General features: G+C 72.4%; 17 protein-coding genes. 6 read left to right on the plus strand and 11 right to left on the minus strand.

The window, feature by feature from the left end; translation table 11 throughout:
• Window positions 1–8 precede the first annotated feature (8 nt).
• A complete protein-coding gene (locus FB554_RS10125; protein WP_142005847.1) occupies window positions 9–4,856 on the minus strand; it encodes an NAD-glutamate dehydrogenase in 4,848 nt (1,615 codons plus the stop codon).
• 221 nt (window positions 4,857–5,077) lie between these two features.
• Here FB554_RS10125 and FB554_RS10130 point away from each other — a divergent pair, with 221 nt between their 5' ends.
• Both FB554_RS10130 and FB554_RS10135 read left to right on the plus strand, forming a co-directional pair.
• Window positions 5,078–5,710, plus strand: a complete 633-nt coding sequence (locus tag FB554_RS10130; protein ID WP_142005848.1) for a hypothetical protein — start codon at window positions 5,078–5,080, stop codon at window positions 5,708–5,710.
• The gene (locus tag FB554_RS10135) at window positions 5,707–6,204 is read left to right on the plus strand and encodes a DUF2505 domain-containing protein (RefSeq protein ID WP_142005849.1); all 498 of its coding nucleotides are present in this window, start codon (window positions 5,707–5,709) and stop codon (window positions 6,202–6,204) included. Before FB554_RS10130 ends, FB554_RS10135 begins: the two co-directional genes overlap by 4 nt.
• Before the next feature lie 28 nt (window positions 6,205–6,232).
• On the opposite strand, the gene pruA is transcribed toward FB554_RS10135, so the two are convergent.
• From pruA to FB554_RS10165, 6 genes are all read right to left on the minus strand, one after another.
• Window positions 6,233–7,861: an L-glutamate gamma-semialdehyde dehydrogenase gene (gene pruA, locus FB554_RS10140; protein ID WP_142005850.1), complete on the minus strand. Its 1,629-nt coding sequence runs from the start codon at window positions 7,859–7,861 to the stop codon at window positions 6,233–6,235.
• A gap of 97 nt (window positions 7,862–7,958) precedes the next feature.
• Window positions 7,959–8,711 carry a nucleotidyltransferase domain-containing protein gene (locus FB554_RS10145; RefSeq protein WP_142005851.1) on the minus strand — a complete coding sequence of 251 codons (753 nt, stop codon included), beginning with the start codon at window positions 8,709–8,711 and terminating at the stop codon, window positions 7,959–7,961.
• Entirely contained in the window at window positions 8,704–9,129 is a 426-nt protein-coding gene (locus tag FB554_RS10150; RefSeq protein WP_142005852.1) for a DUF6912 family protein, read from the minus strand. The genes FB554_RS10145 and FB554_RS10150 overlap by 8 nt, the downstream gene beginning before the upstream one ends.
• A complete protein-coding gene (locus FB554_RS10155) occupies window positions 9,126–10,535 on the minus strand; it encodes a WS/DGAT/MGAT family O-acyltransferase (protein WP_142005853.1) in 1,410 nt (469 codons plus the stop codon). The genes FB554_RS10150 and FB554_RS10155 overlap by 4 nt, the downstream gene beginning before the upstream one ends.
• 68 nt (window positions 10,536–10,603) lie before the next feature.
• A complete protein-coding gene (locus FB554_RS10160; protein ID WP_236022362.1) occupies window positions 10,604–12,103 on the minus strand; it encodes a CpaE/TadZ family protein in 1,500 nt (499 codons plus the stop codon).
• Window positions 12,100–12,795, minus strand: coding sequence for an SAF domain-containing protein (locus FB554_RS10165; protein WP_142005854.1), 696 nt, complete (start codon window positions 12,793–12,795; stop codon window positions 12,100–12,102). Before FB554_RS10165 ends, FB554_RS10160 begins: the two co-directional genes overlap by 4 nt.
• A 271-nt stretch (window positions 12,796–13,066) precedes the next feature.
• On the opposite strand from FB554_RS10165, the gene FB554_RS10170 reads away from it, so the two are divergent.
• Window positions 13,067–13,273: a helix-turn-helix domain-containing protein gene (locus FB554_RS10170; protein WP_142005855.1), complete on the plus strand. Its 207-nt coding sequence runs from the start codon at window positions 13,067–13,069 to the stop codon at window positions 13,271–13,273.
• Window positions 13,274–13,359: 86 nt separating this feature from the next.
• Here the strand turns inward: FB554_RS10170 and FB554_RS10175 are convergent, their stop codons facing one another.
• Window positions 13,360–13,908: a hypothetical protein gene (locus FB554_RS10175; RefSeq protein ID WP_142005856.1), complete on the minus strand. Its 549-nt coding sequence runs from the start codon at window positions 13,906–13,908 to the stop codon at window positions 13,360–13,362.
• An 83-nt stretch (window positions 13,909–13,991) separates the two neighbouring features.
• Between FB554_RS10175 and FB554_RS10180 the strand changes: the two genes are divergently transcribed.
• Together FB554_RS10180 and FB554_RS10185 are read left to right on the plus strand one after the other, a co-directional pair.
• Complete coding sequence (locus FB554_RS10180) at window positions 13,992–14,879, plus strand: LysM peptidoglycan-binding domain-containing protein (protein WP_142005857.1); 888 nt, start codon at window positions 13,992–13,994, stop codon at window positions 14,877–14,879.
• On the plus strand, window positions 14,876–15,445 hold the full coding sequence (locus FB554_RS10185; RefSeq protein WP_142005858.1) for an Rv3235 family protein: 570 nt from the start codon (window positions 14,876–14,878) through the stop codon (window positions 15,443–15,445). Before FB554_RS10180 ends, FB554_RS10185 begins: the two co-directional genes overlap by 4 nt.
• A 104-nt stretch (window positions 15,446–15,549) precedes the next feature.
• On the opposite strand, the gene secA is transcribed toward FB554_RS10185, so the two are convergent.
• Complete coding sequence (gene secA / locus FB554_RS10190) at window positions 15,550–18,339, minus strand: preprotein translocase subunit SecA (protein WP_211344573.1); 2,790 nt, start codon at window positions 18,337–18,339, stop codon at window positions 15,550–15,552.
• A gap of 301 nt (window positions 18,340–18,640) precedes the next feature.
• Window positions 18,641–19,477, minus strand: a complete 837-nt coding sequence (locus tag FB554_RS10195) for a MerR family transcriptional regulator (protein ID WP_142005859.1) — start codon at window positions 19,475–19,477, stop codon at window positions 18,641–18,643.
• A 96-nt stretch (window positions 19,478–19,573) separates the two neighbouring features.
• On the opposite strand from FB554_RS10195, the gene FB554_RS10200 reads away from it, so the two are divergent.
• Window positions 19,574–21,853, plus strand: a complete 2,280-nt coding sequence (locus FB554_RS10200) for a GNAT family N-acetyltransferase (RefSeq protein WP_170206843.1) — start codon at window positions 19,574–19,576, stop codon at window positions 21,851–21,853.
• A 48-nt stretch (window positions 21,854–21,901) separates the two neighbouring features.
• On the opposite strand, the gene FB554_RS10205 is transcribed toward FB554_RS10200, so the two are convergent.
• Complete coding sequence (locus FB554_RS10205) at window positions 21,902–22,915, minus strand: hypothetical protein (protein WP_142005861.1); 1,014 nt, start codon at window positions 22,913–22,915, stop codon at window positions 21,902–21,904.
• Window positions 22,916–23,090 lie beyond the last annotated feature (175 nt).

The following is a 23,090-nucleotide window of genomic DNA, read 5'->3' on the forward strand; positions in this document are numbered from 1 at the left end:
ACCAGGAATCAGGACGCGGAGCCGGAGCGGATGACGGTGCGGAGGGTGCGCAGCGCCACCGACAGCGCGGCGAGCGTGGGCTCCTCCAGGTCGGCGAGCCCGTCGAGCGCCTGCTGGCCCCGGCCGATCGCGCCCTCGTTCTCGCTGGACCAGCCGTCGACCCGGGCCTGTGCGTCGGTGCCGGGCTCGGTGCCGGCGAGCACCGTGCCGGTGAGGCTGTCGAGCACGGAGTAGAGGTCGTCGCGCACGGCGCCGCGGGCGAGGGAGTCCCAGCGGTCCTCGCGCGGCAGCTGCGACACGGCACCGAGCAGCCGGTCGATGCCGAGCCGCTCGCTGAGCACGAAGTAGACCGCGGCCACGTCGGCGACCGGCTCCTCGCGCTCGCGTGCCTGCTCCACGATGTCCAGCAGCGAGAACGTGTCGAGCAGGGCGGCGCCCCGCTCGGCGAGCTCGCGCGGCAACCCCTCGCCCAGCAGCTGCTCGACGGACCGCTCCCAGCGCTCGCGCTCGGCCCCGCTGAGCATGTCGGGCACCTTCGGGCTGAGCTCGCGCACCGCGGGTCCGAAGCGCTCGATCTCGCTGCCGACGTCCAGGTGGGCCGGCCGCGAGTGCAGCAGCCACCGGGTGGCGCGGTCGATGAGCCGGCGGAACTCCAGGTAGAGCTCGGTCTGCGCCTGGGTCGAGACCTTGTTGTCGAGCGCCTCGACCTGCGCGACGAACTCGCTCATGCCGAAGACCTCCCGGGCCACGACGTACGCCCGCATCACCTGCTCGGGGTCGGCGGCGGTCTCCTCGAGCGCCCGGTAGGCGAAGGTGATGCCGCCCCGGTTGACCAGCGAGTTGACGACCGAGTTGACGACGATGTCGTCGCGCAGCGGGTGCTCGCGCAGCGCGTCGGCGTAACGCTCGCGCAGCGGCTCGGGGAAGTAGTGCGCCAGGGTGCGGTCGAACCACGGGTCGGAGGTGAGCGCGCTGCCGTCGAGGTCGGCCTTGAGCGCCAGCTTGGCGTAGGACAGCAGCACCGACAGCTCGGGCGAGGTGAGGCCCTTGCCCTGCGCCGCGCGGGCGGCGATCTCGTCGTCGGAGGGCAGGAACTCCAGCTCGCGGTCGAGCTCGCCGCGCTCCTCCAGCCAGTGGATCAACCGCTGGTGCACGGTGACCATGGCGCCCTCCTGGGCGCGCGCGTTGCCGAGCAGGGTGTTCTGCTCGTAGTTGTCGCGCAGCACCTGCACGGCGACCTCGTCGGTCATCGACTCCAGCAGCTCGTTGCGCTGCTCCAGCGACAGCTCGCCCGAGCGCATCTGCTCGGTGAGCAGGATCTTGATGTTGACCTCGTGGTCGGAGGTGTCGACGCCGGCGGAGTTGTCGATGGCGTCGGTGTTGACGCGCACGCCCGCCTGGGCGGCCTCGATGCGGCCGAGCTGGCTGGCGCCGAGGTTGCCACCCTCGCCGATGACCTTGACCCGCAGGTCGCGCCCGTCGACGCGGATGGCGTCGTTGGCGCGGTCGCCGATCTGGTCGTTGCTCTCGACGGCCGACTTCACGTAGGTGCCGATGCCGCCGTTCCACAGCAGGTCGACCGGCGCCAGCAGCACCGCCTTCATCAGCTCGGCCGGGGTCATCGAGGTGGTGCCCTCGGCGAGCCCGAGCGCGGTGACCATCTGCGGGCTGACCGGGATCGACTTCGCGGTGCGCGGCCAGACGCCGCCGCCCTCGGAGATCAGGTCCGCGTCGTAGTCGGCCCACGAGCTGCGCGGCAGGTCGAACAGCCGGCGCCGCTCGGCGAACGAGGTCGCCGCGTCGGGGTCGGGGTCGACGAAGATGTGCCGGTGGTCGAAGGCCGCGACCAGCCGGATGTGCTCCGACAGCAGCATGCCGTTGCCGAACACGTCGCCGCTCATGTCTCCGACGCCGACCGCGGTGAAGTCCTCGGTCTGGGAGTCCACGCCCATGTCGCGGAAGTGCCGCTTGACCGACTCCCACGCGCCGCGGGCGGTGATGCCCATGGCCTTGTGGTCGTAGCCGGCCGAGCCGCCGCTGGCGAACGCGTCGTCGAGCCAGAAGCCGTAGTCCTGGGCGACGCCGTTGGCGATGTCGGAGAAGGTCGCGGTGCCCTTGTCGGCGGCGACGACGAGGTAGGTGTCGTCGGGGTCGTGGCGCACGACCTGCTCGGGGGGTACGACCTCGCCGGACACCAGGTTGTCGGTCACGTCGAGCAGGCCGGAGATGAACCCCTTGTAGGCCTCGATCCCCTCGGCCTGCCAGGCCTCGCGGTCGCTGGCGTCGGGCAGCTGCTTGGCGACGAAGCCGCCCTTGGAGCCGGTCGGCACGATGACGGCGTTCTTGACCATCTGCGCCTTGACGAGGCCCAGGATCTCGGTGCGGAAGTCCTCGCGCCGGTCGCTCCAGCGCAGACCGCCGCGCGCGACCTTGCCGAAACGCAGGTGCACGCCCTCGACCCGGGGGCTGTAGACCCAGATCTCGAACATCGGCTTCGGGCTGGGCAGCCCCGGGACGGCCTTGCAGTCGATCTTGAAGCTGACGACCGGACGGTGCGTCCCGTCGCCGTCGGCCTGAAAAGCGTTGGTGCGCAACGTCGCTCGGATGACGCCGACGAACGAGCGGATGATCCGGTCGTGGTCGAGGCTCGCGACGTCGTCGAGCGCGGCGTCGATGCGGTCGAGCACCTGCTGCTCGGCGTCGTCGCGGCCCTGGTCGGGGCGCTCGGGGTCGAAGCGGGTCTCGAACAGCTCGACCAGCGCGCGGGCCAGGTCGAGGTTGGAGGTGAGCGCCTCGATGAGGTAGTTGTCGCTGAACGTGCTGCCGATCTGGCGCAGGTACTTCGCGACCGCGCGCAGGATGACGACCTGCCGCCAGGTCAGCCCGCCGGCGAGCACCAGCTCGTTGAACCGGTCGCTCTCCGCCCGGCCCTCCCAGACCGCGGAGAAGGCGTCCTGGAACACCTCGCGGATCGCCGCGACGCCCTGCTCGCCGGAGCCCCACACGCGCGCGTCGCGCGCCCGCAGGCCGAAGTCGTAGATGAAGACCGTCTCGCCGTCGGCGCGCTTCATCTCGTACGGCCGCTCGTCGGTGACCGAGACGCCGAGGTCGGTGAACACCGGCATCACGTCGGTGAGGATCAGCGGCGAGCGACGGAACAGCTTGAACCGCCGCTCGCGCTCGTCGGCGCCCGGCTCGCGGTAGAGCGTGAGCAGCGTGTCGTCAGCGCCCTGCAGCGCCTCGAGCCGCTTGAGGTCGGCCACGCCCTGGCGCGGGGAGAAGTCCTCCTTGTAAGCCTCGGGGAACGCCCGGGAGTACAGCGAGGTCATGCGGGCCGCGGCGTCGTCGCCGTCCTCCTTGCGCGACTGCTCGGCCAGCCGCTCGCTCCAGGAGTGGGTGGCCTCGATGATCTTGTCCTGCAGCTTGCTCTCGTCGACCTCGTCGATCGAGGTGCCAGGCTTCACCCGGACGACGAAGTGCAGTCGGGCTAAAGAGGATTCGCCGACCGACGTGGTGTAGTCGACGCTCTCGGCGTCGTACGCGTCGCGCAGGATCTGCTCCATGCGCAGCCGGGCGGCGGTGTTGTAGCGGTCGCGCGGGATATAGACCATCGCCGAGACGAACCGGCCGTAGTCGTCCCGGCGCAGGAACAGCCGCGACTGCCGCCGCTCGCCGAGCCGCGCCACGCCGGTGGCCATCCGGTGCAGCTGCTCGGAGGAGGTCTGCAGCAGCTCGTCGCGCGGATAGGTCTCCAGCACCTGCATGAGGTCCTTGCCGGAGTGGCTGTGCGGGTCGAACCCGCTGCGGGCGAGCACCTTGTCGACGCGCTCGCGCACGACCGGCACCCGGCGTACGGGGTCGGTGTAGGCCGTCGAGGTGTAGAGGCCGAGGAAGCGCTTCTCACCGACGACCCGGCCGGCCTCGTCGAACGTCTTGATGCCGACGTAGTCGAGGTAGGCCGGGCGGTGCACGGTGGCCCGCGAGTTGGCCTTGGTGAGGATCAGCAGCTCGGGCTCGCGGGCGCGGGCGCGGGCCTCACCGGTGAGCCGGCTGAAGCTCTGCGACTTGTTGGCGCCGTCCCAGCGCAGCACCCCCAGGCCGGTGCCGGGCACCGACCGCAGCACGTCCTCGCCGTCGACGACGTCGAGGACGTACTCCTTGTAGCCGAGGAACGTGAAGTGGTTGTCGGCCAGCCAGCGCAGGAACTCCTGGGTGCGGTCGGTGATGTCCTGCGGCACCTCGCGCGGCGGGTGCTCGCCCAGGTCCTCGACGATCGACAGCGAGGCCGCGCGCATCTTGGGCCAGTCCTCGACGGCCTCGCGCACGTCGCCGAGCACGCGGCGCAGGTCGCGCTCGAGGCGCTCGTCGGCCTCGTCGTTGAGCGCGAGGTCGATCTCCATGTGGATCCACGACTCCTCGCGCACCCCGGTGTCGTCACCGTCGGTCGCGGGGTCGATCTCGAGCAGCTCGCCGGTCGGGCCGCGCCGCACCCGCAGCTGCGGGTGGACGAGCAGGCGCACGTCGCGGTCGTGCCGGGTCAGCTCGGCCATCACCGAGTCGACGAGGAAGGGCATGTCGTCGGTGACGACCTCGAGCACGGCGTAGGAGTTGGTCCAGCCGTCGGTGCCGCGGGTGGGGCGGAAGACGCGCACCTTGGCCTCGCCGTCGCCGCGCTGCTGGGCGAGCGAGACGTGGCTACGGACGATGCCGCTGAGGTGCTCGGGGCCCGCCGTGCGCAGCTCGTCGTCGTCGAGGTGGCGGAAGTAGGTCTCGCACACCTGGGAGGCGGGGCCCGGCGGAGACTTCTCGCTGGTGGCCTTGATGATGTCGGACCGGGACTGATCGACAGATGTCATCGAACGCGCTTACCTCAGGGACGCGGAGTGGACAGCCCACGTCGTTGTGGGCCCGCCCCGATGCTACGGCAGTGGCTCGCCGCCCATGACCCGCCCTCGGGTCGCTTTCCGGGATCCCCACGTACGCCCGCCGGCCGCGCCGGGACGACCGCGGGCAGGGCGTGGGCCGGGTTGTGCACAGTGCGCCCGCGCGGGGTCCTGCGCCCGCCTAGGCTGGCCGGATGACCCCCGTGGATCCCGCAGCGCCGACGCGTCTCGCGGGGGTCGCCACCCGGCTGCTCTCGGTGCACCTCGACGGTGCCGACCCGCGCACGGCGGAGGCGTTCGCGGGTGCGGTCGAGCGGCTCGCCGGCGCCGTCCTCGACTGGCACGACGCGCTGCGCGTCGGGGCCGGCACGACGGACGAGGTCGCGACGGACGGGGTCCCGGGCGCCCCGGTCCGGGCCGCTGACGACGCGGCCGCTCCCCCGCCTCTCCCCCTCGCGCGCGACACCGCCGCAGAGCGCGCGTCGGCCGTCGAGCGGCTGCGCGGCGGATCGCTGCCGGCGCTGGCGAGCAGCGCGCAGGCCGCCGCCGGCGACCTCGCCGGAGCCGCGCGCGATCTACGATCGACCGCGAGCAGCGTTGTCGCGCAAGCAGACTCACGCGGCGAGCTCCTCGCTGCGAGCGCCGAGCGGCTGGCCGAGTCCGTCGCCGAGCTCGGCGCGACGGTCGCCGACGAGCGCGACCGAGCGGCGCGCGGCGGGCCGCTCGACGGCGGCTCCGACGAGGACGAGGCGACCCGGGCCGCCTCAGCGCTGCGGCGCGCCGAGCGCGCGGTCGAGCAGGTGGCCCGCACTACGCTGCCCGGATGAAGATCACCGAGACCTGGACCTACGCCGCCACCCCCGACCGCGTCTGGGCGATGATCACCGACCCGGCGTTCCAGGAGCGCAAGTGCGCGGCCTCCGGGGCCCTGTCGTTCGACGTGTCGGTCGAGCAGGCGGCCGGCGACGGCGCCACCGTCGTCACCTCCCGGCGGATGCCGACCGACGGGCTGCCCAGCCAGTTCCAGAAGTTCGTCAAGGACGGCCTGGAGGTCGTCGAGACCCAGACCTGGGAGCCCGCCGCCGGTGACGGCTCGCGCTCGGGCCGCGCCGACGTACAGATCAAGGGCACGCCCGTCACGATGAAGGGCACGCTCACGATGACGCCCGCCGGCGAGGGCACCACGCTGCGCCTCGACGCGGACGTCAAGGCGGGAATCCCGTTGGTGGGCGGGCAGATCGAGAAGGCCGTCGCCCCCGCGGTGGTGCACGGCATCAAGGTCGAGGAGCGCGAGGGCGCGGCCTACCTCACCGGCGCCTGAGCGCCGGTGAGGCAGCGCGCCGCCCGGCTCAGCCCATGTGCGGGTACTCGTAGCTCGTCGGCGGGACGAACGTCTCCTTGATCGAGCGGGTGCTGGTCCAGCGCATCAGGTTCTGCGCGGCGCCGGCCTTGTCGTTGGTGCCGCTGCCCCGGCCGCCGCCGAACGGCTGCTGCCCGACGACCGCACCGGTCGGCTTGTCGTTGACGTAGAAGTTGCCGGCGGCGAACCGCAGACGGTGCGCGGCCTCGGCGATGACCGCCCGGTCCTGGGCGATGATCGAGCCGGTGAGGGCGTACGGCGCGACGGACTCCATCTGGTCGAGCACCTTGTCGTACTGCCGGTCGGGGAAGACGTGCACCGCGAGGATCGGGCCGAAGTACTCCGTGGAGAACAGCTCGTGGTCGGGGTTGCCGACCTCGAGCACGGTGGGCCGCACGAAGTAGCCGACGCTGTCGTCGTACGTGCCGCCCGCGAGGACCTTCACGTCGCGGTGCGAGTGGGCCATGTCGATCGCGGCCTTGTGCTTGGCGAACGCGCGGTCGTCGATGACGGCGCCCATGAAGTTGCTGAAGTCGGTGACGTCACCCTGGCTGATGGCCTGGGTCAGGTCGACCAGGTCGCCCTTGATCTGCTTCCACAGCGACGCGGGGACGTACGCGCGCGAGGCGGCCGAGCACTTCTGGCCCTGGTACTCGAACGCGCCCCGGATCATCGCCGTGCGCAGCACGTCGGGGTCGGCCGAAGGGTGAGCCACGATGAAGTCCTTGCCGCCGGTCTCGCCGACCAGGCGCGGGTAGGACCGGTAGGCCTGCAGGTTGTTGCCGACCTCCTGCCACAGGTGCTGGAAGGTCGGGGTCGAGCCGGTGAAGTGGATGCCGGCGAGGTCGGGGTCGGCGAGGGCGACCTTGGAGACGTTGAGCCCGTCGCCGGTGACCAGGTTGATGACGCCGTCGGGCAGACCGGCCGCCTGCAGCAGCTCCATGATCAGCACGGCCGCGCGGGTCTGGGTGGGCGAGGGCTTCCAGACGACCGTGTTGCCCATCAGCGCCGGCGCGGTGGGCAGGTTGCCGGCGATCGCGGTGAAGTTGAACGGGGTGATCGCATAGACGAAGCCCTCGAGCGGGCGGTGGTCGGTGCGGTTCCAGACGCCGCGCGCGTTGGCCGGCGGCTGCTCAGCGAGGATCTGCCGCGCGAAGTGCACGTTGAAGCGCCAGAAGTCGATGAGCTCGCAGGCGCTGTCGATCTCGGCCTGGAAGCAGGTCTTGCTCTGGCCGAGCATGGTCGCGGCGTTGAGCTTCTGGCGCCACGGGCCGGACAGCAGGTCGGCGGCCTTGAGCAGCACCGACGCCCGGTCGTCGAAGGACAGGTCGCGCCAGGCCGGCGCCGCCTGCTTGGCCGCCTCGACCGCGGACTCCGCGTCGGAGACGGTGGCATTCTTCATGGTCCCCAGGACCAACTTGTGCGCGTGCGGCTGGCGCACCTTGATGCTCTTGCCGCCGCCCATGACCTGCTTGCCGCCGATCGTGTGCGGCAGGTCGACCTGCTCGCTGCCGATCTCGACCAGCGCGACCTCGAGCGCGGCGCGCTCGGGGCTGCCCGGCGCGTAGTCGAGGACCGGTTCGTTGATCGGGGCGGGGACCTGGGTCACAGCGTCCATCGATGGCTCCTTCGGGTGACGTCGTCGGCATCCCTTGTGGGGGTCACCTCATCGTGTCATGCGCCCGCAGGAGGTACGCCCGCCCCACCGCGCGTGGTCACGCGCTCGACGACGGACCGCTCACGCCCCCGACGCGGTAACCGGCGAACAGCGCGCCGCCGCAGTGCTCGAGCACCCCGCGCACCGCGGCGTCGAGGGCGGCCGGGCCGGCGGTGAGGCCCTGGGTGAGCCGAGCGCCGAGGTCGTCGCCGAGCGCCCGGTCGCGCGCCTGCAGCGCGCGCAGCAGCCCCTTGCCGGAGCCCTGCCACTGCTGGTCGTGGCCGAGCAGCAGCCGAGCCGCCTGCTCCCACAGCGCCGCGACGAGCACCGCGCGCTCGGTCTCGTCGACGGCGCCCTCGAGGTCCGCCAGCAGGTCGGTGACGTGATAGCGCGCCGCGTCGATCTCGTGCTGCGGCAACGGATCCGGGCCGGCGAGCACCTCGTCGAGGCAGGCCGTCGCGAGGTCGGCCGCCACGTTGTCGCGGTCGACCAGCACCACTCCCCCGGCGATCAGCCGCGCCATCGTCGGCTGCCGCCGCGAGCGGTCCTTGGCGCGGTAGTGCGCGATCGAGCCGAGCGTGTGCACGAACAGCTCGACGGGGATGTCCTCGTGCACCAGCGACTCGCGGAACGGCGCCGGCGGCCCGTCCAGCAGCACGACGATGTCGAGGTCGGAGGTGCTGGTCGCCGTGCCGGCGACCACGCTCCCCGCGAGCCAGGCGCACCGCGCGTCGGAGAAGCGCCCGGTGACGAGCCGACGCGCCGTGGCGACGGCCTCGTCGCGGCTGAGGGGGAAGCCCTGGTCAGTCATCGCCCAGCAGCCGGCGGACCTCGTCGAGCTCGGTGATGTCGTACCAGCTGAGCTCGAGCTCCTCACCCGGCTCCGGACGTACGCCCTCGTCACCCAGGTGCAGACTGGCCACCCGCTGACGAGACAGGACGCCGGAAACCGTCACGGCAGAAGCGATCTCGCCGCCGGCGGGCTGAACCTTGTCGTCGGGCACGTCGGCCGCGGCGACGACCACGCGCTGCCCGTCGGCGGTGGCCGCCGCGGCGTCCTGGGTGGCGGTGAACTCCCAGCCCTCGTCGTCGTCCTGCGGGGCCGACTCGCGCAGGGCGTCGGTGACTCCGGTCGCGAGGCGTCCGTCGAGCGACAGCTCGTGGCTCGTCGCCAGCTCGTCGAGGTCGGCGGCGGTCAGCGGCAGGTAGATGCGGGTCAGCGAGCTCATGAGGCCTCATCCTCGCCCAGCTCGGCCAGCGCGTCGGTGAGGCACTGCCCGAGCACGTCGAGGTCGGGCATCGCGGCCCGGTCGGCGTTGAGCCCGAAGTAGACCCCGCCGTCGTAGGACGTCAGACCGATCGACAGCGCCTGCCCCTTGCCGAGCGGGATCACGGGGTAGCTCGCGACCATCCGCGCGTCGCCGGCGTAGAGCGGTTGCTGCGGGCCCGGCACGTTGGTCACGACCAGGTTGGAGATGCGGCGCGTCATGGCGCTGCCGACGCGCGCGCCGAGCGAGTGCAGCGTGGGCGGGGCGAAGCCGGCGATCTCGCGCAGGGCCGCGGCGGTCATCGCTTGGCTGCTCTCCATCTGCTGGTGCATGGAGTAGGCCACCTGGTGCAGGCGCATGGTCGGGCTGGGCTCGCCGACGGGCAGGTCGACCACGAGCGCCGCGACCTGCTCTCCCTCGGCCTCCTGCGGCTGGGTGCTGACCGGCACGAGCGCGCGCACCGACTCCCCGCCCGACACCGACTCGCCGCGGGTGAGCAGCCAGTTGCGCAGCCCGCCGGCGATGACGGCCAGCACGACGTCGTGGACGCTGACCTCGATGCCGCCACGGGCGCGGTTCACCCGCGAGCGCACCGCCTGGTAGTCGGCCAGCCTGGTGTCGATCGTGAGCACCCGCCGGTGCGGCCCGATCTCGACGTTGAGCGGGCTGCTCGGCGCCGGGCGCGCGGCCGAGCGGGCGACGGCCTGCACCACGTCGCCGGCGACCTGGCGGGCGCGCCCCGCGACGTGCCAGGCGTCACCGACGCCGGCCTTGACGCCCTCGACGACCTGGCTGGGGCTCCGGACCACGTCGAGCACCGCCTGGGCCATCAGCTCGACCCCGGACGGCTCGCGCTGGGCGTGCCAGGTGTGCGGCACCGGGTCGCCGCGGTCGGCGGCGGTGTCGACGATGACCTGGCCGAGGTCGATGGCGTGGATGCCGTCGACCAGCGCCTGGTGGGTCTTGGTGACGATCGCGAACCGCCCGTGGGCCAGCCCCTCGACGAGGTAGAGCTCCCACAGCGGCCGCGAGCGGTCGAGCGGGCGCGCCTGGATGCGCGCGACGAACTCCTCGAGCTGGGTGGTCGACCCCGGACGCGGCAGCGCCGAGCGGCGCACGTGATAGCTCAGGTCGAACTCGGCGTCGTCGACCCAGACCGGGTTGAGCAGGCCGCCCGGCACGTCCTTGACCCGCTGGCGGTATCGCGGGACGTAGGCGATCCGGCTCGTCACGAGCGCCAGCAGCCGGTCGAGGTCGAAGTCGTCCTTGCCCGGCTTGAAGACCATCACCGAGCCGACGTGCAACGGCGTGCTGGCGTCCTCGAGATAGAGGAAGGACACGTCGAGGGCGCTCAACCGATCGGTCACGGCGCCATCCTGCCAAACGTGCGGCGCCCGGGTCAGTCCGTCGCGGACGTACGCCCGGTGCCGGGGCCTCAGGCCGTCGCCGCGGAGGCGCGTCGGCGGCGGGTCAGCCCCCGCCGGCGCAGCACCACCTCGACCCCGGCGAGCTCGCCCGCGAGCGCGGCCAGCGCGCGGCGCGCACCCGATCCGGGAGCCACCTCGCACAGGGCGCGCCCCTCGAGCATCGCCGAGTCGAGCGCGGCGCGGTCGTCGGGCACGAGCGTCGGCGACTCGACCCCCGCGAACCGCTGCAGCGTCTCGGCGACCCGTTTGTCGGCCCCCGCACCCACGGCGGACGCGCGCACCTTGGTGACCACGACCCGTGGCTCGGAGGTGAACGCGCCGACCTCGTCGAGCCCGCGCACCAGCCGCTGCAGCCCGACCGGGTCGGCGCTGCCCACCACGAGGATGTCGTCGGCCTCGCGCAGGCTCGTGGTCGTCGCGACGTTGCGCCGCGGCGCCCGGGTGTCGTAGCTGAGCTCCTCGTCCTCCTCGAGGCAGAAGCCGGTGTCGATCACGACCACGTCGACCAGCAGCCGGGCGACGCGCAGCACCTCGCGCAGGGCGTCCTCGCGGATCTCGCTCCACCGGTCGGCACGGGGCAGACCGGTGAGCACCCGCACGCCCGTGGGGCCGGTGGGCGCGACCGCGGCCAGGTGCGGCAGGTCGAGGTCGCCGGTGTCGGCCAGCCGGGTCGCGGCGGCGAGCCCCGGCGCCTCGTCGAGCAGCGCGAGCGCCTGCCCCACCGATGCGCCGTAGGTGTCGGCGTCGACGAGCAGCACCGAGCGGCCGAGCCGGGCCAGCTCGGCGGCGAGGTTGACCGCCACGGTGGTGCGCCCGGGCGAGCCGGCCGGGCCCCAGACCGCGACCACGCGCGCGGGGGCAGCGGCCCGGTCCTCGTCCGGGCCGGCGCCGCCCGCCCGGTCCGGGTCGGCACCGGCGGGGTCCTCCGCCCCTCCCCGTCGCGACCGTCGCGACCTGTGCGGACGGGCGGACCCGGCGTCCGGGCGGAGACGGGCGTCGTCGCCGCCCGGGTCATCGCCACCCGGTGCGCCCGGGGCCCCTCCCGCGGAAGCATCGCCGCCCAGCAGCTCGCGCTCGATCGCCTCGTCGACGGCGCCCTCGCCCGTGTCCGGGAGCCCGTCGCCCGTGGCCGGGGGCGCCGCGGCGGCGCCGGTGTCGGAGCCGCCCAGCCCCGCGACGAGCTCGGACCACTCCTCGGCCGTGGCCTGTGCGGAGATGACCCGGTCGACCCCGAGCTGTCGCAGCCGGCGCTGGGCCTCCTCGTCGCCCGCGGCGTGGACGCCGACGGTGCGCAGCCCGTCGTCGGTGAGCGCGCCGAGCACGCCCCGGTCGAGGCCGGGCAGGTCGGCCGACAGCACCGCCACCTGCGCGATGTGCGCGGCGGCGGCCGACAGCAGGTCCGGCACGTCGGCGCACCGGCGCACCAGGCGGGCGCCGGAGGTCGCCTCGACCCGGACCGCCGCCTGGGCCTCGAGCTGGGGACCGACGGCCGTCAGGACGGTGATCACGACGGCGGCCGCATCGGCGAGTCGGCGGTCGCCACCAGGGTCACCTTGGACTCGGTGTTGACCGCGCCGATGACCCGGTTCACCGAGGCGTCGGGCACCAGCACGTGCACGGCGGCCCGCTGGCCGGAGGCCATGCCGAGGCCGTTCTGCCGCTCCTGCGGCACGCGCGAGACCACGGCCCGCTGCACCATCCGCACCGGCGGGTCGTACTTCGCCGACCCCGCCTGGTCCTTCTTCGCGCTCACCCACACATCGACCACGGAGCCGCGGGTCAGCGTCGAGGCCAGGCTCGGGTCGATCTCGATGGCGACGGCCTTGACGCCCACCTTGCTCGGGGAGCCGACCGCGGACGCGGGCACCAGCTCACCGCCTCGCACCTCCCGCAGGACCCGACCCGTGGGCAGGGCGCGGTCTGCTGGGAGGTAACCCCGACGTACGTCGTCGAGCCGGATCCGCACCGTCGTCACGTCGGCGCGGGTCAGCTGCTGACCCGGGACCAGACTGGTGCGCGCCCGGTAGACCTCGACGCTGTCGTCGAGCTTGTTCACGAACGCCGCTCCCCCGAGCGTCGCAGCGGCGATGAGCAGCACGCCGATCACGAGTCGGCTGTCGCGCCACGACGGCTTGCTCAGCCGTTGCGCCGTGGGCTTGGGCAGCTTCTCGCTCGAACCCCTGTCACGCTCCCGCGCCATGTTTCGTTCTCCTCCTGACGGCGGCCCCCTCGGACGCCGGCGGCCTCATGATGAGCGATCCGCGGCGTGTCGGACGGGGTTAGCAACGTAAAGACTTGGCAAGGACTGCATCCTGGTCGCTCGCGCCGAACCGTGCTCCGCGTCGTCCACAGGCAGCCCGGGTCCGGACGGCGCGACGACGGTTGTCCACAACCCGTGCGGCGGGACTGGCGCGGGTGCGCGAGAATGACCCCGAGACCGTCGACCGCCGACCCAGCCCGAGGAGGATGAGGTGCCGCGCTTCGTGCCCATCGCCGACGTCGCCGAGACGTTGAACATCTCGGCGCGACAGGCGTACGCCCTCGTCAAGAGCGGGGAGCTCCCGGCCATCAAGGTGCTCGGCGGCTGGCGGATCGAGACCGAGGAGCTGGAGAAGTTCATCCAGCGGCAGTACGCCCAGACCCGCGAAGAGATCCAGCGCGAGAGCTTCTCCGAGTAGCTCTTGGCATCGGCTCCTTCTCCGGACCGACTCGCAGGCTCACCGGCCCGGGCATCGTCGCCGTCGCGTCGTTGCCCTTGCGCCGCTCACACCCGGCGGACGAGCACCAGGCCGGCGAAGGTCACGACCCGCATCCCGGTGATCGAGTCGGGGCGGCGGGGCACGTCGACGGGGTGCTCGGCGACCTCGAGGTAGTCGGCGCCGACCACGTCGATGGTGCCCGCGACGTGCGAGCCGGCGGTGTCGCGCAGCTCCACGGCGGCCCGGTCGCGGCTGACCGCGCGCAGCGCCACCCCGATGCCGAACCGCCGCCCGAGCCCTTCGTCGCCGTCAGCAGCCCGCCCGAGGCCGGACACACCGAGCACCGCCGCGGCCGGCAGCAGCGTGGCCTGGCGCCCGCGCTCGTCACCCAGCAGCAGCCAGTCGCGCCCGAGGTCGTCGAGCCGCCCCGCGACCGGCCCCACCGCGGTGCTGATCACCAGCGACGCGCCGAGGTTGGCAGCCGCGCGGTCGAGCCAACGCACCTCCGAGCGCTCCCGACGGGTGCGGTCGGACACCTCGGCGTCCAGCTCGCGCTGCTCGGCATGGCGCAGCTGGGCCTCGAGGTCTGCGAACAGGTCCTGCCACCGGTGCACGCGAGCAGGGTAGCCCGATGCGCAGATCTGCACAGATGGTCAAAGATCGACACAGATCGTCATTGATCTGCTTTACTCGGCACATGACGACGTCCACCGCCCCCACGGCTCCCTCCCGCGCGCACCGGCTGCGCGCCGCGGGCGCGGGCCTGCTGCTCGCTGTCGCGCTGCTCACCGCCGCGTGGCTCACCGGCTCGGCCACCTGGCGCGAGCTGGAGCGGTTGCGGGCCGCGCCGCTGCTGCGGGTCGACGACGTCGTGCCGCTCGTGGCGCTCGTGGTGCTGCTCGCCGGTCTGCTGTGGCTGGCGCTGCTGGTCACGGTGTGCAGCCTGGAGCTGGCCCGGGCGGTGCGCCCCAGCCACCCGGCCGTGGTCGACCGCCGCACGCCGCGGCTCTCGCCCGCGCTGGCCACCCGCATCACCGGCCTGCTGCTCGCCGCGACGGCGTTCGGCTCGCTCGGCGGCACGACCACCGCGACGGCGGCGAGCGCGCCCACCGTGACGATCAGCGCCGACAGCACCGCTCCCTCGCCCGACCTGCTCGCGCCCCGCTCGGCGCCGGCCCCCGACTTCGCGAAGGGTGAGGCGGGCGAGCGCTCCCAGCCCTCCCCCGACCTCGCGCCCAGCGACCAGCGTCCGGCCGACCCGACCACCGCGCGCGAGTGCGCTCCCCCGACGGCGCCCGAGCCCGGCTGGGTCGGCAGCGGGCCGCGGCTGCAGCCCAGCTCGACTCTCGACCGAGCCGGCCTGCTGGGCAGGTGCGCCCCGGCGTCGGGCGAGATCGTGGTGCACCGCGGCGACACGCTGTGGAGCATCGTCGAGCGCGACCTCGGCCCCACCGCCACCGCCCGCGAGATCGCCGAGGCGTGGCCGCGCTGGTTCGCCGCCAACCGCGAGGCCATCGGGGCCGACCCCGACCTGCTGCTGCCCGGAACCGTCCTGCTCCGTCCCTCCCAGGAGGCTGTCTCATGAGCGCCGTGACCATCGACGACCGTCCGTCCACCGTGCGGCGCCTGCAGATCCGGCCGGCCGGCGACTGCGAGCCGCGCCCCCTCACCACCGAGGAGGTGCACGTGCGCTACGCCCAGGCCGCCCGGTCAGGGCTGCGGCTGGGAGCCGAGCCGCGCTACGTCCAGGGCAGCCTGGCGGTGTCGTTCGAGGAGGACGAGCGCCCCGACCCCGACTTCGGCCCGCAGCGCACCACGCGCGACTGCCTGCCCGACCCAGGATGGTTCGCCCAGCAGCTCATCGCCCGCGTGCTCGAGTGCGTGACCGGGGCACGGCCGCCACGGCAGCTGCAGCGCCACCTCGCGCCCGAGCCGCTACGCCTGCTCACCGAGCGGCACGTGGTCGCCCTGCGCCGCGGCGGCGCCAAGCTCGCGCCGCCACGCATCCGCCGGGTGCACGTGTGCGAGCCCGGCGACGGCATCGCCGAGATCAGCGCCGTCGTGCTGCTCGAGGGGCGCGTGCGCGCGCTCGCGCTGCGCCTCGAGGGCACCGACGGCCGCTGGGTCGTCAGCGACGTGCTGTTCGGCTGAGCCCGCGAGACGCTGGCGCACCCGTCACGCGGACAGGCGAGTCACCAGGGCCGCCGCCACAGACGTACGGCCTGCAGCGGCACCCCGACGCGCCGCGCCGTGCGTCAGCGCCGCGCCTTGGCCTTCTTGCGCTTCTTGGACTTCGAGCCGCCGGTGCCCTTGGGCGAGGCGGTCGCGGCGGCGGAGTCGGCCGCCTTGTCGGCCTTGGCCTTGGCCCGCCGCTCGGCCCGCGGCAGGGACGCGTCCTCGTCGAGCACGCGACCCTCGGCGTCGACCTGGTGCTCCTCGACGGTGCCGTCCTCGCCGGGGGCGGACAGCTGGATGTTCTTCTGCTGCGGAGCCGGCAGCGACGCCTCGACCTCGGCCGGGTCGACCTCGACGTGGAAGAGGTGCTGGACCGACTCCTCCTTGATGGCGTCGTTCATCGCCTCGAACATCTGGTAACCCTCGCGCTGGTACTCCACGAGCGGGTCGCGCTGGGCCATCTGCCGCAGGTGGATGCCCTCCTTGAGGTAGTCCATCTCGTAGAGGTGCTCGCGCCACTGCCGGTCCAGCACCGACAGCACGACGCGCCGCTCGACCTCGCGGATGACCCGCTCGCCGAGCTGCTCCTCCCGGGTGTCGTAGGCGTGCTGGGCGTCGGAGCGCAGCTCCTCCTGCAGCAGGTCGGGCGTGATGCCCGCGCGGCCACCGACCTCGGACTCCACGTCCTCGACGCTGATGCTCACCGGGTACAGGTCCTGCAGCGCCTTCCACAGCGTCTCCAGGTCCCAGTCGTCGGAGAAGCCCTCGGCCGTGGCGCCGTTGACATAGGCGTCGACCGTGTCGTTGATGAAGAAGCGGATCTGGTCCTCCAGGTCCTCCCCCTCCAGGACCCGGCGGCGCTCGGCGTAGATCGTCTCGCGCTGGCGGTTGAGGACGTCGTCGTACTTCAGGACGTTCTTGCGGATCTCGAAGTTGCGGCCCTCGACCTGGCTCTGCGCGCTGGCGATCGAGCGGGTCACCATCTTGGACTCGATCGGGACCTCGTCCTCGATCTTGGCCGTCTGCATGAACCGGTCGACCATCGTGGCGTTGAACATGCGCATCAGGTCGTCCTGCAGGGACAGGTAGAACCGGCTCTTGCCGGGGTCGCCCTGGCGACCGGCGCGACCGCGCAGCTGGTTGTCGATGCGGCGAGACTCGTGCCGCTCGGTGCCGAGGACGTACAGCCCGCCGAGCTCGAGGATCTCCTCGTGCTCCTTGGCCACCGACTTCTCGGCCTTGGCGAGCGCCTCGTCCCACTGCGCCTCGTACTCCTCCGGCGTCTCCTCCGGGTCCAGGCCCTTGGCCTTGAGCGCCGCCACGGCCATGAACTCGGGGTTGCCGCCGAGCATGATGTCGGTGCCTCGACCGGCCATGTTGGTCGACACGGTGACCGCGCCCTTGCGACCGGCCTGCGCGACGATCGTGGCCTCGCGCTCGTGGTGCTTGGCGTTGAGCACCTCGTGCGGGACGCCCTTGCGGCGCAGCTGGTCGGAGAGGTACTCGCTCTTCTCGACCGAGGTCGTACCGATCAGGACCGGTTGGCCGTCCTTGTGGCGCTCGACGATGTCGTCGACGACGGCGGCGAACTTGGCCTTCTCGGTGCGGTAGACCAGGTCGCGCTGGTCGTCGCGGATCATCGGCTTGTTCGTGGGGATGCTGACGACGCCCAGCTTGTAGATCTGGTAGAGCTCGGCGGCCTCGGTCTGGGCCGTTCCGGTCATGCCGGAGAGCTTGTCGTACATGCGGAAGTAGTTCTGCAGGGTGACCGTGGCGAGCGTCTGGTTCTCGTTCTGGATGTCGACGCCCTCCTTCGCCTCGATCGCCTGGTGCATCCCCTCGTTGTAGCGACGGCCGGCGAGCATGCGGCCGGTGTGCTCGTCGACGATGAGGATCTCGCCGTTCATCGCGACGTAGTCCTTGTCGCGCTTGAACAGCTCCTTGGCCTTGATGGCGTTGTTGAGGTAGCCGATGAGCGGGGTGTTCTGGGCCTCGTAGAGGTTGTCGATGCCGAGCAGGTCCTCGACCTTCTCGATGCCGCTCTCGAGCAGGCCGACGGTCTTCTTCTTCTCGTCGACCTCGTAGTCGCCGCTGCCCTGGACGACCTTGTTGTCGGAGTCCTTCTTGGCGCGCTTGAGGTGCTGCACGATCTTGGAGAACTCGACGTACCACTTGGTGGCCTCGTCGGCCGGGCCGCTGATGATCAGCGGGGTGCGGGCCTCGTCGATGAGGATCGAGTCGACCTCGTCGACGATCGCGAAGTTGTGGCCGCGCTGGACCATCTCCTCCAGCGACCAGGCCATGTTGTCGCGCAGGTAGTCGAAGCCGAACTCGTTGTTGGTGCCGTAGGTGATGTCCTTGGCGTACTGCTCGCGGCGCTGCTCGGGGGTCATCGACGCCAGGATCACGCCGGTCTCGAGGCCGAGGGCGCGGTGGATGCGGCCCATCAGCTCCGACTGGTACTCCGCGAGGTAGTCGTTGGTCGTGACGACGTGGACGCCCTTGCCGGACAGCGCGTTGAGGTAGGACGGCAGCGTCGCGACGAGCGTCTTGCCCTCACCGGTCTTCATCTCGGCGACGTTGCCGAGGTGCAGCGCCGCGCCGCCCATGAGCTGCACGTCGAAGTGCCGCTTGCCGATGGTGCGCACGCTGGCCTCGCGCACCGCCGCGAACGCCTCGGGCATCAGGTCGTCCAGCGTCTCGCCGTCGGCGAGGCGCTTCTTGAACGCCGCCGTCTCGGCCTTCAGCTCGGCGTCGCTGAGCTTCTGGAAGTCCTCCTCGAGGATGTTCACCTGCTCGGCGATCCCCTCGAGGCGCTTGAGCAGGCGCCCCTCACCGGCACGCAGGACCTTCTCGACGATCTTCGGCACGCTCAGGGCTCCTGGTCTCACCCGCGTCGCGGGCGTCGGTCGAACTGCTCGGGTACGCCGCCGCGGGCACACGTCATCGACGTCGCCGTGGCAGACCAACCCAGGTTAGACGGTCAACGTCCTTCCGGGTGCATCCGTGCCCGCGGCGGCCGGCTCTTATCCCTGTTGGGCTCGGCTCCTCCTCCGGCAGCCCGTCGCAAGCTCCGGCCTGCCGGCATCGTCGCCGAACCGCAGTAGAACTCATCCGTCGCAAGCTCCGGCCTGCCGGCATCGTCGCCGAACCGCAGCAGAACTCATCCGTCTACTCGACCGGCTGCTGCAGGTCGACGTCCCAGCCCGAGCCGGCGCCGTCGTACGGCGTGGCGAGGTAGATCTCGCGCGCGGTGCCCGCCGGCGTCAGGTCACGCCGCTCCACCTCGCGCACCAGCCCCTGCCAGGCCTGCGGCAGACCGACCAGGTCGGGGGCGGTGTAGCGCACGGTCAGCGCGCGCGGCGCCGCCGCGAGCCGGGCCGGCTCGAGACCGTCGGGGGTCGGGGCCTCGCCGACCTGCTCGGCAGCGGCGGCGACCAGCTCGTCGCCGTCGCCGGTGTAGTGGGCGACCCCGGGGCCGACCCGGGTGGCGCCGGCCCGCTCCACCGCCTCGTTGACCCGCTGGAACATGGGCCCGATCTCGGACTCGATCTGACTCATCTCGGTGACCCGCGCCGACAGCTGCACCAGGCGCAGCTCGGGCAGGTCGGTCTCGACATACGTGTGCTCGGACATGGGGACTTCCTTCTCGATCAGTCGGAGCCTCGCCTCCACCTGCCGCACTCGTTGCTCGTCCGTGCGCATCTGCTCCAGCAGCGCCGTCCGACGCTCCCGCAGCATCTGCGCGACCAGGTCGGAGCTCTGCGGCTCGGCCAGCAACCGCCCGACGTCGTCGAGCGAGAAGCCGAGATCCTTCAGGGCCACGAGCTGGTTGGCACGGTCGAGCTGGTCCGGCGAGTAGTAGCGGTAGCCGCTGAACTCGTCGACCCGCGCGGGCACGAGCAGGCCGAGCCGGTCGTAGTGCCGCAACATGCGGACGGACACTCCGACCAGCCGGGCGAATGCTCCGATGCTCAACATGACGACCCCCACACGACCGGCTGACATCGTGTCAGGGTCAAGCGTTCCTAGGTCGTGCCCCTTGTGGGCTCGACGCGCGAAACCCGGTTGAGGGCGGTGGCCGCTGCTGGTGGGATGCCAGGCATGGCGACCGCGAGCGTGCCCGAGCTGACCGATGGCGACGTGCGGTTGCGCGGGCACCGCGCGCAGGACGCGGCGCGCGTCGTGGAGCAGGTGAGCGACGAACGGTCGCGGCGCTGGACCACGGTGCCGATGCCGTACGGGCCCGCCGAGGCCGACGCGTTCCTCGCGCAGGTCGCCGCGGAGTGGGCCGACGGCTCCGGCCGGAGGTGGGCGGTCGAGGTGGACGGCCGGTTCGCCGGGACGGTGAACTACACCGTGCGCGGCGCCGGAGCCGCCGAGATCGGCTTCGGCCTGCACCCGGACGCACGCGGGAAGCAGGTGGCGACGCGGGCGGTCGGGCTGGTGCTGGCGTACGCCTTCGCGCAGGACGGCGTCGAGACGATGGGTTGGCGGGCGGCTCGCGGCAATCTCGCCTCGTGGCGGGTCGCGTGGGCCAACGGGTTCAGCCTCGACGGCACCTGGCCCGGGCAGCACGTCACGCCGTCGGGGATGCGCGACGACCTGTGGGTCGGGCACCTCGACGCCGACGCGGCGCGCGAGCCACGTCTCCCCTGGTGGGAGCCAGCACCGTTGCAGGGCAACGGGATTCGGCTGCGGGAGTGGCGCGAGTCGGACCGCCCGGACGCGGGGCCCGACGAGACCGCTCGGCGCTACGTCGTCACCCAGACGATGGTGCCGGCGCCCGAGACGTTCGACACCTGGCTGCTCGACACTCGCACGTCGATGGCGGTCGGGGAGGGCGTGCACTGGTGCGTCGCCGACGCGCACACCGACGAGGTGCTGGGCGGCATCCAGGTCGACCAGCTCGACTCGCGCGCGACGCGCGGCAGCGGGATGGTGGCCTACTGGCTCACGCCCCGCGCGCGCGGCCGCGGCGTGCTCGGCACGGCGCTGGACCTGGTCGTGGAGCACGCGTTCGCCGAGTGGACCGACCCGGCCGGGCTCACCGGCCTCGGGGTGCACCGGCTGTGGGCCGGCACCGACGCCCGCAACCGGGCCTCGCAGCGCGCGCTGCGGCGGGCCGGCTTCCGCGAGGTGCTGCTGGAGAAGCAGGTGCTCACGCACGCCGGGCAGGACCCGAAGGAGGCGTTCGACGCGGTCTCGTTCGAGCTGCTGGCCTCCGACGACCGAGCGGCGACCCGGGTCGAGCCCGCGCCCGACACGGTCATCGAGACTGCCCGGCTGCGGCTTCGCCCGTGGCGGGAGTCGGACCGCCCGGCGCCGGGGGCCGGCCCTGACGAGGCCGCGCTGCGCGGCATGCCCGCCGGCGTGGTGCCGACCGCAGAGACGTTCGACGAGTTCCTCCGGCGGCGAGGGCACTACCGCGACAAGGGAACTCACGACTTCGCGATCGCGGACAGGGTCACGGACGAGGTGCTCGGTTCGATCGCCGTGTTCGGCATCGACCGCGAGGTCGGGCACGGCGAGGTCGGCTACTGGCTCCACCCCGGCGGCCGCGGGAAGGGGTATCTCGACGAGGCCCTCGCGGCGGTCGTCGAGCACGCCTTCCGGCCGACCGACGACGGCGGCGCCGGTCTCGACCGGCTGCACGCCGGCACGGTGCTCGACAACTACGCATCGCGAGCTGTGCTGCTGCGCAACGGTTTTCGGCTGTGGGGCGAGGATCACCGGGCCTACGTCGCCGCCGACGGGGAGCGCTCCGACGGCGCCTACTACGAGCTGCTGCGGGAGTGGGTCGACCAGCCGGTGGCGGTGGAGATCCCGGTGGTCGACGGCGAGCGGGTCCGGTTGCGGCCGTGGCGCGCGGCCGACGCGGCAGCGATCGTCGACGCCTGCACCGACCCCACGACGCGGCACTGGCTCGCCGGGCTCCCCGAGCCGTACGACGAGAAGGCCGCGCTGGCGTACGTCCACCAGGCCCGGGAGGACGCGGCGGCGGGGACGTCGATCACCTGGTGCATCGCCGACGTCCGCACCGACGAGCCGCTCGGCTCGCTGCAGCTCTCCGGCCTGCGCGGCCCGCGGCCGGGGACGGCAGCGGTGGGCTACTGGGCGCTCCCGCAGGCGCGCGGGCGGGGCGCGGTGACCGAGGGCGTACGACTCGCGGTGCGGCACGCCTTCCTGCCGTCCGAGGAGGGCGGGCTCGGACGACACCGCACGGTCTTGATCGCCGCCGACGGCAACGCGGCCTCGCAGGCGGTCGCCGAGCGAATCGGGTTCAGCCGCAACGGGATCGAGCACCAGGCCGAGACGCTGGGCGACGGCTCGACCGTCGACCTGGTGCGTTTCGAGCTGCTCGAGAGCGACTGGAGGAGCTGAACCAGTCGCCCCCGAGCGGCTCGTGGCGCGCGGCACGTGGCGCGCGGGTCAGGAGATCTTCCAGAAGACCGACCCGACCTGCTGCCCGGGATCGACCCCGGGTCGCCAGGCCACGCCGTCGCTGGTCGGCGTCGCCGCCCCCGAGGAGTTGCGCGACTGCGGCCAGACCAGCAGCTTGTAATAGCCGGGCGAGTCGAGCGAGAAGCTGCCGAGCTCGGTGAGCAGCGCGCCCTCCACGCCGGAGCCGTGGTTGGTGATGCTGATCCGCACCGGGGTCGGCGTGACGCTGGCGGCGGCGCCGTTGTCGCCCCGGACGAACTGGTAGTACAACTCGTCGGTGACGTCGTTGCCCGTCGCCGCGTCCCGCCCGGAGTTGACGGCGTCGACGTGGAACTTCGCCCCCTGCAGCGTGTCCGTGCTGCCGGCCGGGACGACGTTGCCCCAGCCGGTCTGCGAGTTGGGCCCGACATACCCCGGCAGGCCCGAGGTCGTGGTGTCCCAGGCGTTCACCGAGACGGGACGACCCTCGTTGTTGCGCGAGGTCACGAGCATCGGGAACGACGTGCGGGTGATCGTGCCGTCCTGCCAGGTGATCTGGATGGTCTCCTGATAGGTGCTCGGGGTGCTCGGCGAGCTGACGTCGAGGTCGCCGCGCGCGGAGACGTAGAGCTTCTGCAGCCCGTTGCCGAGGTCTTCGGTCGCGACGATGCCGTATACCTGGTCGACCGACGCCTGCACGTCCGGCACCCGGGTGAGCGTCAGCATGTCGGTGCTGCCGGTCGGGTTGTAGCGGTACTGGATCTGGGCCGGCAGCTCCCCGGTCTGCACGACGATCGTGAAGTCGGCCCGGAACTCGGAGTTGCTCACGTCGAGGGCGTTGTTCCAGCCGAGCAAGGTCACCTCGTGGTAACCCGCAGGTGGTGGACTGGCGCTCATGGCCGGCGCGCGGGCGCCGATCGCGATGACGGGCACGCTCCACGCGATGCCCTTGCCGACGGTTCGGCGGGAGATGTGGCCCGTCTGGTTCCGGGCAGGATTGGATGGCAGGTACTGCTCGTTCACCGCTACCCCCACGGTGCTTGTCGGAGACACATTTCGGACAGCCGACCCCGTACTGCGTGCCAACGATTCTCGCGCTAACTAGGCCAGACGGATAGGTCCTTTCGGGTGATATGCCCATCCTGGAAGATCTCTTGGACTCGGGGCGCCGGGGCCGGACGCATGCCCCCTGAGGCCG

Origin of the sequence: Barrientosiimonas humi, from assembly GCF_006716095.1 — a bacterium.
GTDB classification, from domain to species: Bacteria; Actinomycetota; Actinomycetes; order Actinomycetales; family Dermatophilaceae; genus Barrientosiimonas; species Barrientosiimonas humi.

Bases quoted from the DNA above. Each gene is read 5' to 3' on its own strand.
- FB554_RS10125 (WP_142005847.1), bottom strand. From the start codon at position 4,856: ATGACATCTGTCGATCAGTCCCGGTCCGACATCATCAAGGCCACCAGC.
- FB554_RS10130 (WP_142005848.1), top strand. From the start codon at position 5,078: ATGACCCCCGTGGATCCCGCAGCGCCGACGCGTCTCGCGGGGGTCGCC.
- FB554_RS10135 (WP_142005849.1), top strand. From the start codon at position 5,707: ATGAAGATCACCGAGACCTGGACCTACGCCGCCACCCCCGACCGCGTC.
- pruA (WP_142005850.1), bottom strand. From the start codon at position 7,861: ATGGACGCTGTGACCCAGGTCCCCGCCCCGATCAACGAACCGGTCCTC.
- FB554_RS10145 (WP_142005851.1), bottom strand. From the start codon at position 8,711: ATGACTGACCAGGGCTTCCCCCTCAGCCGCGACGAGGCCGTCGCCACG.
- FB554_RS10150 (WP_142005852.1), bottom strand. From the start codon at position 9,129: ATGAGCTCGCTGACCCGCATCTACCTGCCGCTGACCGCCGCCGACCTC.
- FB554_RS10165 (WP_142005854.1), bottom strand. From the start codon at position 12,795: ATGGCGCGGGAGCGTGACAGGGGTTCGAGCGAGAAGCTGCCCAAGCCC.
- FB554_RS10180 (WP_142005857.1), top strand. From the start codon at position 13,992: ATGACGACGTCCACCGCCCCCACGGCTCCCTCCCGCGCGCACCGGCTG.
- FB554_RS10185 (WP_142005858.1), top strand. From the start codon at position 14,876: ATGAGCGCCGTGACCATCGACGACCGTCCGTCCACCGTGCGGCGCCTG.
- FB554_RS10195 (WP_142005859.1), bottom strand. From the start codon at position 19,477: ATGTCAGCCGGTCGTGTGGGGGTCGTCATGTTGAGCATCGGAGCATTC.
- FB554_RS10200 (WP_170206843.1), top strand. From the start codon at position 19,574: ATGGCGACCGCGAGCGTGCCCGAGCTGACCGATGGCGACGTGCGGTTG.